The 12,801-nt window shown below is 28.4% G+C and carries 13 protein-coding genes; 1 reads left to right on the top strand and 12 read right to left on the bottom strand.

Annotated elements, in window-relative coordinates; genetic code table 11:
* Positions 1-111 precede the first annotated feature (111 nt).
* On the top strand, positions 112-747 hold the full coding sequence (locus B5L73_RS05035; protein ID WP_085148754.1) for a (d)CMP kinase: 636 nt from the start codon (positions 112-114) through the stop codon (positions 745-747).
* On the opposite strand, the gene B5L73_RS05030 is transcribed toward B5L73_RS05035, so the two are convergent.
* The 12 genes from B5L73_RS05030 to rpsF form a co-directional block, all read right to left on the bottom strand.
* Positions 740-2,032: an MFS transporter gene (locus B5L73_RS05030; protein ID WP_085148751.1), complete on the bottom strand. Its 1,293-nt coding sequence runs from the start codon at positions 2,030-2,032 to the stop codon at positions 740-742. The genes B5L73_RS05035 and B5L73_RS05030 overlap by 8 nt on opposite strands.
* Positions 2,033-2,091: 59 nt before the next feature.
* Positions 2,092-2,952 (bottom strand): DMT family transporter, encoded by an 861-nt coding sequence (locus B5L73_RS05025; protein ID WP_085148748.1) that lies wholly within the window; start codon positions 2,950-2,952, stop codon positions 2,092-2,094.
* Positions 2,949-3,875, bottom strand: coding sequence for a glutathione synthase (gshB, locus tag B5L73_RS05020; protein ID WP_085148745.1), 927 nt, complete (start codon positions 3,873-3,875; stop codon positions 2,949-2,951). Before gshB ends, B5L73_RS05025 begins: the two co-directional genes overlap by 4 nt.
* Complete coding sequence (locus B5L73_RS05015; protein WP_085148743.1) at positions 3,865-5,160, bottom strand: glutamate--cysteine ligase; 1,296 nt, start codon at positions 5,158-5,160, stop codon at positions 3,865-3,867. The genes gshB and B5L73_RS05015 overlap by 11 nt, the downstream gene beginning before the upstream one ends.
* A gap of 23 nt (positions 5,161-5,183) precedes the next feature.
* Positions 5,184-5,741 carry an HD domain-containing protein gene (locus B5L73_RS05010; protein WP_085148740.1) on the bottom strand — a complete coding sequence of 186 codons (558 nt, stop codon included), beginning with the start codon at positions 5,739-5,741 and terminating at the stop codon, positions 5,184-5,186.
* Between the two features lie 3 nt (positions 5,742-5,744).
* Positions 5,745-7,226 carry an amidophosphoribosyltransferase gene (gene purF / locus B5L73_RS05005; RefSeq protein ID WP_085148738.1) on the bottom strand — a complete coding sequence of 494 codons (1,482 nt, stop codon included), beginning with the start codon at positions 7,224-7,226 and terminating at the stop codon, positions 5,745-5,747.
* On the bottom strand, positions 7,180-7,737 hold the full coding sequence (locus B5L73_RS05000; protein WP_085148735.1) for a CvpA family protein: 558 nt from the start codon (positions 7,735-7,737) through the stop codon (positions 7,180-7,182). Before B5L73_RS05000 ends, purF begins: the two co-directional genes overlap by 47 nt.
* A 6-nt stretch (positions 7,738-7,743) precedes the next feature.
* Positions 7,744-10,128, bottom strand: coding sequence for an efflux RND transporter permease subunit (locus tag B5L73_RS04995; protein WP_085148732.1), 2,385 nt, complete (start codon positions 10,126-10,128; stop codon positions 7,744-7,746).
* 20 nt (positions 10,129-10,148) lie between these two features.
* Positions 10,149-11,567 (bottom strand): replicative DNA helicase, encoded by a 1,419-nt coding sequence (locus B5L73_RS04990; protein WP_085148729.1) that lies wholly within the window; start codon positions 11,565-11,567, stop codon positions 10,149-10,151.
* Between the two features lie 68 nt (positions 11,568-11,635).
* A complete protein-coding gene (rplI, locus tag B5L73_RS04985) occupies positions 11,636-12,094 on the bottom strand; it encodes a 50S ribosomal protein L9 (RefSeq protein ID WP_085148727.1) in 459 nt (152 codons plus the stop codon).
* A complete protein-coding gene (gene rpsR, locus B5L73_RS04980; protein ID WP_085148724.1) occupies positions 12,094-12,372 on the bottom strand; it encodes a 30S ribosomal protein S18 in 279 nt (92 codons plus the stop codon). The genes rplI and rpsR overlap by 1 nt, the downstream gene beginning before the upstream one ends.
* 2 nt (positions 12,373-12,374) lie before the next feature.
* On the bottom strand, positions 12,375-12,737 hold the full coding sequence (rpsF, locus tag B5L73_RS04975; RefSeq protein WP_085148721.1) for a 30S ribosomal protein S6: 363 nt from the start codon (positions 12,735-12,737) through the stop codon (positions 12,375-12,377).
* Positions 12,738-12,801 lie beyond the last annotated feature (64 nt).

The following is a 12,801-nucleotide window of genomic DNA, read 5'->3' as shown; positions in this document are numbered from 1 at the left end:
GCTAATTTGTGCTTATTTTGAGTTTCAACCTATAAGTGATTAATATAAGTTAAATTTAACAAAATTTATAATTTTTTTGCATAAAACAAATCTAAATATTATTAAAGTTAAGTGAAAAAATTTAAAAAATTAATAATTGCTTGTGACGGAGAGTCTGCGAGCGGAAAAAGTACAGCAGCAAAACTCATTTCCAAAAGATACAAATTGTTACTTATAAATTCAGGGTTATTGTATAGATATGCAAGCAAAGAAATTATCAAATATAAACCAAAAAACACTATTAATTTTCTAAAAAAAAAATTTAAAAAAATTTCCTATAAAAAAATAGTAAAATTAAATCTACATTCTGAGGAAATAAGTAACCATGTTGCTATTTTAGCAAAAAATAAGAATATTCGAAAAATAATAAATGCTTTTCAAAAGACATTAATTAAAAAAAATAAAAAGATTTGTGTAGAGGGTAGGGATATAGCTAGTAAAATATTAGCTAAAAATCCAAAATATGATTTAGCTTTTTACTTTAAGTGTAATGCTAAAGTTGCAAGTTATAGAAGATGGTTAGATATTAAAAAGAAGGTTTCCCTAAAAAATGTTAGAAAATCGCTAATTAAAAGAACTTCTATGGACAAAAAAAGAAAAAATAGTCCACTTATTAGAGTAAAAGACGCAATTTTAATAAGAACAGACAAATTAAATAAAAAACAAGTTTTATCTAAAATGTCAGAGCATATAGAGAAACTTAGTTAATCTCTCTATTTTCCTCTTTAATTGGTTCCTCGATAGGTTCTGTTGTAGGATTAAGTTCAATTCCTGCTGGTGTAATTGTTTGAGGCATTGCAACAAATTGTGAGTCTGGATTTTCTACTGTTTCTCTAACTCTCATTCTATAAATTCCAAAAGCACCTATTAAAGTATGAAAGAAAAATAAAAAAACAAAAAAACCATTTGATCCAACAAGATCCATAAATATTGAACATAAAAAAGGACCACTCATAGCACCTAGACCAAATGTGAATTGAAGTCCTGCACCCGCTGCAACAAATTTATCCTTTGTAATATAGTCATTTGTGTGAGCAAGGATTAGTGAAAACATAGGTAAACTACAAAAAGAAAACAAAATAAAAAATATATAAAACCATGTTTTACTTGTTGCTAATCCGTCGGGCAAATACATCTGTCCAGAAACAAATATTGCGATGATCGCAAAAATTGCAGCTCCAAAAGTTGATGCAATTATTACTTTCCTTCTATCATAAACATCGGAAATTTTTCCAACAGGAAATTGAGCAACTGCACCAGAAACAGCTAGTAAAAAAGTTACAATTGAAACTTCTAAAATAGTGAAATTCATTGATGTTGCATAAACTGCTAGCAAGGTGAAAAGGGCAGACTGAATTGTTCCATAGAAAAAAGAACTTACCATTCCAAATGGAGAAGATTTATAAAGTTCATTAAGTGACATAGCATTTATTTTTTTAAAAGTAGGTGGTTTTTTTTTAGTAAGCAAAATAGGTATTAATGCAGCTGAAGTAATTACAGAAACTAATATAAAAGGTTGAAAATTTTTTGGAGCACTGAAATTTAATAAAAACATTCCAATTCCCATAGATCCATAAAGTATCACCATATAAATTGATAAGACACTTCCTCTATTTTTATTGCTTGACCTATCATTAAGCCAACTTTCAGCAACTGTGTAAATGCAAACCATACTTATTCCAGTTAGAACTCTTAATAAGAACCATATAAATGGATGTATCAAAATTGAGTGGACTAAAATAATTAGTGATGCTAACGATGCAAAAGCTGCAAAAACTCTGATATGACCAACTCTTGAAATTATGTTTGGAATAGTAGCTGCACCTATGAAATATCCAATGAAATAACCAGACATCATAAACCCAGTTGCCGTTAAACTAAATTCCTCCTGAACTGCTCTTACCCCAAGTAATGATCCTTGGAAACCATAAGCCATCATTATGAAGCCCATTCCTAAAAACAATGCCCAAGAATTCTTTAAAACTTTATTCATAAAAATCGCGCTAATTATCTGCCATCTATTATTAAATCAAGACTTAATTGTGACGGTAATTAAGATTTTTTTAATTTCAAAAAAGAGTGAATTGCGATTGTTGTAATTATGATAGCTCCACCTTGAAGTGTTTCAATACTAGGCTGTTCTTTAATAACAAACCAAACCCATATTGGGCCAATGATTGTCTCTAACAAGAAGAAAAGATTTACCTCAGCAGCTGGTATAAATCTTGGAGCAATAGTTACTAAAACGAATGGTATTGCTACACAAAGAATACACATTAAAGGAACAATAATTAAGTCTTTTTCTACTAGGGCAAAGCTTTCAATGAAAAACAGGGCAAAAGTAGCAACAAATAATTTACCTACAACTGCAGCTGGAACTAAATTTTTTGACTTTGCGGATCTGATAGTGACAGCACCTACAGCAAGACCAATAGCAGTGATAAACCCCAATATATCACCATAAAAATTACCAAGCTTAAGAGAGTCAAAGAAAATATAGACAATTGCAGCAAAAGTAACAATTATCGAAATCCAAGTCTTTCTATCAGGAGGTTCTTTTAAAAATACTGCCCCCAATATAGCTGATAACATAGGTGCAGTCGCGATCATTACCAGTGTGTTTGCTACATTAGTATTTTGAATAGAAACTACAAAAGTAATATTAGTAACACTGAAAGTAGCTATATATATAATACCGTGATAACCACTAGTAAAAAGTATTTTAAAAAAGTTAAGTTTGTAGATTAATAGCATCCCAAAGAAAACAGTTAAGAATGGAATTATTCCTCTATAAAAAACAAGCCCCCAAGTATCAATGCTAGAAAGTCTGATAAACAAAGAGTCAGGTGTAATAAACATTACAGCCACAAAAGCAAGTAATGATCCCTTTTGTTGGTCTGTTAAATTTTTCACGCTTTTAAATCTTTCCAAAAAGTTTTGGCGAGATTAATTTTAGAAATATCAAATAAAGTTTTTAGTCCAGTTGGGGAGGTGACATTAATATCCCCATTCAGCTTTTGGTCAATAAAATCAATCCCTGCAAAAAAAATTTGTTCTTTTTTTAAATCTTTCGCAATTATTTTTGAAATTCTTTTTTCTAATTTTGTTAACTTAATGTTTTTTGGTATCGCACCTTTGCTCATGTTACTTAGAAATGACCCTTTTTTAGGTACTCTAGAAATTGCACCACATATTTTCCCATTAATCAAAAAAACTCTTTTATCTCCGACACTTATTTTAGGTAAATATTTTTGACACATTATATGGTCATGTTTTTTGATAAGTTTTTGAATAAACTTTAAATTAAATTTTTTGAGTAAATGAATATCATTCCCACCAAAACTGTGAATAGGTTTTATAATTACATATTTATTTTTTTTAAAAAAGTTTTTAATTTCCTTAATGTTCTGAGTAAAAATTGTATTTGGCATAAACTTTTGATATTTAACAGAATAAAGTTTTTCAGAAATATTTCTTATTGAAGTAGGGTTGTTAATTATTTTTACTTTACTTTTGATTGTCTCAAGTATGTAAGTTGTTGAAATATACTCTAAATTGAAAGGTGGGTCTTGTCTTATTAAAATGTATTTACATTTTATAAGATTTAAATTTTGTTTTTTTTGAATTTTATAAAATTTTTTATCTTTATAATTAAACTTAATAAAAAAACCTTTAGCTATGACTTTTGTATCTATTATTGATAAATCTTTAGGATCATAATAAAAAACCCTATACTTCTTTTTTTGGATTTCATTAGCCAAAAAAACACTTGTATCTGTTTTTGGATTAAGTTTAGAGGGGTGGTTACCTTGTATGGCAACAATTTTATTTGTCATATAAATCTTTTAAATCTTCATTTTTAGAAAATTTATTAATCATATGATCTGCATTTGTTGTTCTATTATCAATAACTTTTTGCAAATGATTTAAAAACAAAGTTTCATTTTTTCCACTTTTATTTAGCATATCTCTATTATTCAATCCTTTTCTTGAAATCTCTAGTAAAGTTGAGGCCCAATAAAAAAGATCTTTACCCATCAATTGAGTGTTAAAACCTTTTTGAGGAGCATCTAGATAAGCATTAATTATCTTATCCTTATCCCATGATGAGATTAAACTGTAAACTTCATCCAAATTTCCATAGAGCATCCCTATAAAGAATGCAGGACCAGCACAAAGACAATCCCATCCACAAGTATCCATAGATCTTAATTCAATATATTTTTTTAACCTATTTTCTGTAAATATGGTGCTTAAGTGTAAAGATAAATCACTCTCAGTTGGAAGACGATTTTTTATTTCATCTATCTTTCCATTCATGAAATCTCTAAAAGTATATTTATTACCTGAAATATATTTATGTTTATCTAGTATAAATAAAATTGGAAAATTTATAATAAAATCAGCATATTTTTCAAAATTTAAATTTTCAAAAAATAATTTTGGAAGACCTCCCCGAGAAGTATTTTGCCATACTTTGGATCTATAAGACAAGTAATCACTCTTTTTTTTTTCAACTATTGAAGAGTTAGCGAATAAAGCAATTGAGATTGGAACTATTGAATTTACTACTTTAAATTTTTTGAAAAAATCTTCCTCTGAAGAATAATCAATATTTAATTGAGTTCCACAAGTTCTGTACATCATATCTAGACTTAATTCTCCACCTAGTGGCATATCATTTGTCATTAGTTTATATCTTTGTTTAGGATTATTCGGAATTTCATCAAGCTTTGAAATGGGATCAAAACCAGTACTCACAATTTTTATATCAAGTTTTTTTGTGACTTGTTTAAGTTCAAATAAATAATCATAAGACTCTGCGCATGCTTCGTGAATATTATTAAGTTTCTCACCAGATAATTCAATTTGGTTTCCTGGTTCAAGAGTAATGTTTTTGCCCTCTTTGTTTAAACCAATAATATTTTCACCTTCTTTAATTGGATTCCAACCAAACTCATTTAAACCTGAAAACATCTCTTTTACTTTTGAGTAATCAATTCTTTTATTGTTTTTGCTATCAAATAAAAATTTCTCGTGCTCAATTCCTATCTTGAAATCTTTTTTTTCTTTTATTCCAGATTTGAAATATTCAATTACATGTTCTTTAGAAATAGTCATATTTAATAATATAGCCTAAAATTTTACAGCGAAGTATATGGTTTTCTTGAAAAAACTTTTTTTACTAAGGGTTTAAAGAAATCTAATGGCAACGATTTATAATTTGGATCAAATGAGTTTTGATCATATTTTTCACAAAAATCTACAGTATCCTGGTAATATTTATGATTTTTATATTCGTCTCTTTTATTTTTGTTACCTCCTAAATGGTGGGCGTAATAATACATCTGAAACTCACCATGTTTCTCAACAATCCAATGAGTTTTTTCTGACACATATGGTTTAAGAATTGCTGCAGCATATTCTGAGTGGTTCATTGGAGCTAACTCATCACCAATATCATGTAATAAAGCAGCTACAACCATCTCATCACTTTCACCGTTTTTATAAGCTCTCGTAGCACTCTGAAGTGAATGCTCTAATCTTGAAACTTGATAACCTTCTAATGTTTCAGTGAGTCCAGACATAAATTTCAATATTCTATCTGCAGTTTTACTTGCAAAATCTTTTTCATGTTTATCAAGAAAAAGATAATCCTCTTTGGTTCCATTTTTCATTTCTGTAAAACTTACTTTTTTCATAAATTAATTATTTGATGCAGTACTTAATAAAGAAAGTTGCGTTATTTTGCTATCACCTAGCTCATCAATAGGTTTTACAGGATAATCTCCAGTGAAATAATGATCTGTTAATTGTGGATAATTTTCATTTCTTTGATCAAATCCAATAGCTTTATACATGCCTTGAATAGATAAAAATTTTAGTGATTTAGCACCAATGTATTCACAGATTTCGTCATTATTTTTATTTGCTGCCAATAATTCTTTTTTTGTTGGCGTATCAACTCCATAAAAATCTGGGTGCCTAATCTCAGGACAAGCAATTCTCACATGAACTTCTTTTGCACCAGCATCATAAAGCATTTTTACGATTTTATGAGATGTGGTTCCTCTAACCAAAGAGTCGTCAACAAGAATAATTTTTTTATTTTCTATTGTTGTTTGATTTGCATTTAGTTTTAGCTTAACTCCTAGACTTCTTATTTTTTGACTTGGCTCTATAAAGGTTCTTCCTACATAGTGATTTCTAATTAATCCATGTTCATAGTTTTTACCTAAATGTTGTGCAAAACCTAGGGCTGCAGCATTACCAGAGTCTGGAACAGGAACAATAATATCAGCATTAATATCATTCTCTTTCGCTAATTCTTTTCCTAAATTTTTACGATGTTCATAGGCTGTTTTTCCATTGAGAATGCTATCTGGCCTTGCAAAATAAATATATTCAAAAACACAAGGTCTAATCTTTTTTTCTGGAAATGGTTTAATACTTTTTAATTTATCATTTTCTATCAAAACTATTTCACCGTTTTCAACTTCTCGAATAAATTTTGCACCTATAATATCTAATGCACAAGTTTCAGATGCAAGGACATAGCTATTTTTTAATTTACCTATTACCAGAGGTCTTATTCCGAAAGGATCTCTCACACCAACAAGTAAATTTTGAGTTAGCATGACTAAAGCATAACCACCCTGAATTTGAAATATCGCATCAATTATTTTGTCAATAGTTTTTATTCTTTTTGATTTTGCAATAAGTTGAACAATTGTTTCAGTATCAGAAGTTGTGTAGAAAATTGCTCCTTCTTCAACAAGTTTATTTCTTAGGTAAATTGAGTTTGTTAGGTTTCCATTGTGAGCAACCCCAATCCCACCAGCATTGGTATCTGCAAAGAAAGGCTGAATGTTTCTTAAGGTATTGTTTCCAGTAGTACTATATCGATTATGACCAATTCCAAAATTTCCTTTAAGATTATCTAAGACTTTTTCTTTGTTAAAGTTGTCACCAACTAAACCAAATCTTTTCTCTGAATAATATCTTTCTCCATCAAATGTTACTATTCCACAGCCTTCTTGTCCTCGATGTTGTAAAGAATGTAATCCAAGAGCGACTAAAGCCGAAGCATCTTTTATATTGCTAATTCCAAATACTCCACACTCTTCATTTAGCTTGGGATTATAAATCTTCAATTTTTTCTTTAGAGTCTTGATATGCTTTTTCATTTGGAAAAACTTTCAATAAGTAATTACTACCTTTTTCAAGATATGGAAAGATGTATGATTTGTTTAAATTTACTGGCCATTTGTCATAATTATACACGATATGTACTCCTGAAAATATACATATGGAGATAATATAGGCTCGAATAAATCCAAAAAAGAATCCAAAAATAGTATCTAAACTTCCTAGACCAGTATATTTGATTGCTCTACTTATGCCTTTATTAATCAACAATATTAAAAAGATAACTATAATAAAGATTGTCACCCCAAGTCCTACATCAAGCACGTATTCATTATCTATTATATCTTTGACATATGGTTTAAATCTTGGGAATAGAATCAAAGTTATAATATACGCTAATAACCATTTTGACATTGAAAGTATACTTAAGACAAATCCTTTGCTGTAACATTTGATTAGTGAAAGAATAGTTATCAATATATAGATTAAATCGATCGAAGAAATCGAATTAAAAATTTCTCCAAAAAATTTTAGAGTTATTTCAAGCATATATTCTTATTTTCCAAAAGGCTTAAAAACTAATATTAAAGATGGAAGCAAAGTTAAAACAGAAATCATTGCAAATAACATTGCTAATCCTGTGAAAATTCCAAAATAGATTGTAGGTATGAATTTAGATAAAACTAAAATAGAAAAACCAAAGACTATTGTTATAGAGGTATTCAGGATTGCAACACCAACTGTTGAATGACAAGTTTTCAAAGTTTTTTTATAATCATTAATTTTGTTAAACTCCTCTTTAAATCTGTAAATATAGTGTATGCTGTTATCAACAGCTATACCTATTGTAATAGCAGCAATTGTGATTGTCATCATATCTAAAGGTATCTCTAGCATACCTATTATTCCTAAAATAAAAAAAGCTGCAATAAAGTTTGGAACAACTCCAATTAAAGATAACTTGATGTTTTTAAATAAAATAACAAACATTCCAAAAATACCCAGCATGACAAGTCCTAAAGTAAGAATTTGAGATTTAAATAAACTTTGTAACAAATTATTAAATAAGATCATCACACCAGCTAATTTATATCGATCTTCGCTTAATCCAAATTCATTTTGTAGGTCAAGATTTATTTTTTTGATTAGCTCATTTCTTTTAAGATCTTTTTGAGAGTCAATTATTCTCAAACTTATTCGAGCTTCGTTATCTTTTATTGAAATATAAGGATCAATTATCTCAGTTTTAATATTTTCAGGAATTTTAGTGTATAAAACACCCATTTCCAAAGTCCCTAGAGTTTTATTATTGTTTAATTGAGTGGCAACATCAACTATTGATGAAAATGACAAGACTTTTCCTATTTCAGGAAGACTATCAAGATAATTATGTATGTTAGAAATTGTCTCTATTTTATCTTTTGTAAACCAATATTTCTCATCATTTTTTTCTTCATCACCCCAATCTTCAAATTCGTCATCTTCATCTAATTTGTCCTCTTTTTTTTCTGGAAATTTTAAAATTACCTCTAGGGGTGTTGTTCCGCCCAGTTTTTCATCAATTAATTTCATACCTTTATAAATTTCTGTTTTTTTACTAAAATAATTTATAAAACTATTCTCAACTTCTAATTTACTTATCCCGATTATACTTAAAATAATTACTATCCCAGTAATTATAAAAACTTGATTTTTGAAATTAATAGAAATTTTTCCTAATGATGAAGTTATTTTGGAGTCAGCATCTTCCTTTATAAGAGTTTTATTATCTTTTAAAAAACTTAACAAACTTGGAAGCAAGGTAAAAGTAATTATAAATGATGTTATTAATCCAAAAGTCATCATCAAACCAAAATCTATGACTGGTTTAATTTCACTAAATATTAATGATAAAAAAGCGATAATAGTCGTTAAAGCCGTATAGAGTATTGGCCAAAACATTTTTTTTGTAGTTAAAGAAATTATTTCATAATTATCTTTATTAGGATTAAATTTCCTTAATTGTATAAATCTGGTGCTCATATGAATATTCATTGCCATCGTTAAAATTAACATGAGCGCAATAAAGTTTGAGGAAATTACAGTAACTTTCCAACCGATAAGACCTAAAAGACCCATCATAATTATAACAGAAAAGAAACAACTACTTATTGGAACCACAACCCAAATTAAATTTCTAAAAACAAACCATAGGGTTGCAATAATAAATACAAGCACACCTAAACCAAAAACTATGATATCACTTTTTATAAAGCTCATCATATCATCGGCGATCATTGGTATACCACCCAAATAAATTTTTCCTATATCATCATAACTTTTGATCACTTCTCTAATTTCTAGGATGTTATTATGATTGTTTTTTTTTATTTGATCTTTAAATATTTGAATTTCTTTATCTGATTTATTTTCAATATCATTTAATTTTTCATTTTCTTTTATATTAACAATTATTCCGCTTGTCTTTCCATCTTCACTAATAACAAAGTTCCTGAAAACTGGACTTGCTAAAATTTCTCTAAAACCTCTCTCCTTATCAACACCTTCATCCTTTAGAGTTTTAAAATTTATCAGCCTTTCCTGGAGAGGTGCATCAGAATTATCTAAAAGAGGTATATCCAAGAGAGTAATAACACTATGTACCCAATCTAAGCTTTGAAGCTTATATTTTAAGCTAAGAAGATTATTTATTGCACTGTCACTTATCATACCATCATTAGGTGTATGAGTTAAAACTAGAAAATCCTTTGAACCATATCTATTTGTTACTTCTTTTAAGTACTTAAGATCAGGATCACCTTCGATTAAAAGTGTTTCAGAAGACGCATCAAGCCTAAAATCTTTTGAGTAGTATCCAAAACTAATTAAAGCAATAAATAAAAAAATTAAAACAGATTTTGGATTTTTTAAGATTGTATTTTGGTATAAATGATCAATCATTTATCCTGTTATATTGTAAATTAATTATTTTGAGTATCTTTAAATTTTGTAAATCTCTCTTCAAACTCAAGAGTTACTTTACCAATAGGGCCGTGACGTTGTTTACCAATGATAATTTCAGCTAAATGTGCAACCTCATTCATTTTTGCTTGCCATTCTGCATGTTCTACAGTTGCTTCTCTCGGCTCTTTTCTTTGTAAATAGTATCCTTCTCTGTACACGAACATAACTACATCTGCATCTTGCTCTATTGATCCAGACTCTCTTAAATCTGCCAATTGTGGTTTATGATCATCTCTCTGTTCAACTTGTCGAGATAGTTGAGATAACGCTAGAACAGGTACACCCAGTTCCTTAGCAATGGCTTTTAAGCCTTGTGTAATTTGAGATATTTCTTGAACTCTACCATCCTTATTATTGAATGAACCTCTCATTAATTGAATGTAGTCAACAACAATTAAATCTAATCCATGCAATCTTTTTATTCTTCTTGCTCTATTGCTCATTGCAGCAATACTTATTGCTGGTGTTTCATCGATGAATAAGGGAAGCTCCGATATATTTTTTGATGTTTCTAAAAACTGATCAAATTGTTCATCTGAAATTCTACCTCTCCTTATATCATTTGAACCTATTCTTGCTTGCTCAGAAATAATTCTTGTTGAAAGTTGTTCTGAAGACATTTCTAGTGAAAAAAAAGCAACTGATGATTTTGAACCATTCTCTTGAATTTTTTGAGCTGCATTAAAAGCAATATTAGTTGCAAGAGACGTCTTACCCATCGAAGGTCGTCCTGCTATAATTATTAAATCAGATTGATGAAGTCCACCCAACCTATCATCTAAATCTCTTAAACCAGTCGGTACACCAACTATACCCCCTTCGTTTTTGTATGCTGCTGAAGCCATTTCAATAGTTTGTTTCATGGCGTCATCAAATTTTATTAAAGAGGAATTAAAGGATCCCTTTTCAGCTAAATCGTAAAGTAATTTTTCTGAATTCTCAATAATATTTTGACCATTAGATTCAAGATCATTTTCTTTAGCATCATCTATTATTTTTTCTGAAATTTTAATCAACTCTCTTCTTACATACATATCATATATAATTTTTGAGTACTCGATTGCTTGTCTTACCGAGGTAGAAAATTTTGTTATTTTAACTAAATATTCTGGGACATTTATTTCATCCTTTTCATTTTCAAAATAATTTTTGAGTGTTATAGGATTAGCAAGCATGCCTTTGTAGATCATATTTTCGATAGCATCGAAAATTTTTTGATGCATTGGATCATAGAAATTAATATTTGAAACAATGGTATTGACTTCATCAAATATTTCATTGGTTACTAAAATCGATCCTATGACCGATTGCTCAGCTTCAATATTATTCGGTAATTCTTTATAGGTTTCTTTAACTAAACTTAAATTATTATCCATCTACAATCATTGTACAGTAAATATTAAATTTTTAAATTTTAAAAGGACCTGTGGATGACTTTGTATAATTATTGAATAGTTTCTGCAGAATTTACAATGATCATTATTTCAGCCTCAACTTCTGAGTGCAAAGAAACTTTTACCTTAAATTTTCCAATAGATCTAATTTCTTTCACTGGCTGTATCATTGAAGGTTTGACCTCAATTTTACTTGTTTCGTAAATTATTTTTGAAATTTCAGTTGGTTTTACTGAACCATATAATTCTTTGTTTTCAGTACTAAGTTTATTTACTGTGTATTCTTTTTTATTTATCTTTTCAGAAATTTTCTTAGCATTTTGTTTTTTTTCATCGTCTTTTTTTGACAGATCAGATTTAATCTTTTCAACTTGTTTTATATTTTCTTTGGAGGCATATAATGCTTTTTTGTTTGCTATTAAAAAATTTCTAGCAAAGCCTCTCTTGACATCTATCACTTCTCCAATAGATCCTATTCTTTTCAAATTTTCTAATAATATTACTTTCATTAAATTAATGCTAAATTTCTAGCTCTTTTAATAGATAAGGCAAGTTCCCTTTGTTTTTTTTGTGAAACATTTGTAATTCTTGAAGGGAGAATCTTTCCATTTTCTGAAATATATTTTTTAAGGAGCTTTACATTTTTGTAATCTATTTTAGGAGCTCCTTTAATTGATAAAGGGCAACTTTTTTTAAATTTATATTTATTTGGTTGAAAAATACTTAACTTTGCAAAGTTACTCTGCTTACTTTTTTTATTTCCACCTTGCTTTTGTTTTTTTGGCATAATTAATTTTTAGTTTTTTCTTTCTTATCTGTTTTATCTATTTCTTCATTTTTAGAAAAATAATTTGTATCAAGATCAAATTTTTTTACTCTTACAGTCAAATGTCTTAATAGTTTTTTATCTATCGCTTCATTTTTTTCCAATTGTTCTATTACTTTTCCATTTGCTTTAATCTTAAAGTGTATGTAACTGCCTTTTCTATTTTTTTTTATAAGATAAGATAAGTTTATAAGACCCCAATTTTCAGTTTTGATTATCTCACCATCATTTTTTTCAACAATTTTAGAATATTTTTCAGTCAATTGTTTTAATTCAGCTGGAGAAGTATCTTGTCTTGCTATAATAGTATGTTCGTATAAATTCATAATTATTCTTTAATAAAAAATGAGGATATACTATTATAAACACTCAATTACAATAGCTAAAAAA

It is taken from the genome of Candidatus Pelagibacter sp. RS39 (genome assembly GCF_002101315.1).
In the GTDB taxonomy this organism is placed as follows: domain Bacteria; phylum Pseudomonadota; class Alphaproteobacteria; order Pelagibacterales; family Pelagibacteraceae; genus Pelagibacter.
The sequence above is the reverse complement of the archived record's forward strand: the minus strand, read 5'-3'. Positions and strand labels throughout refer to the sequence as shown.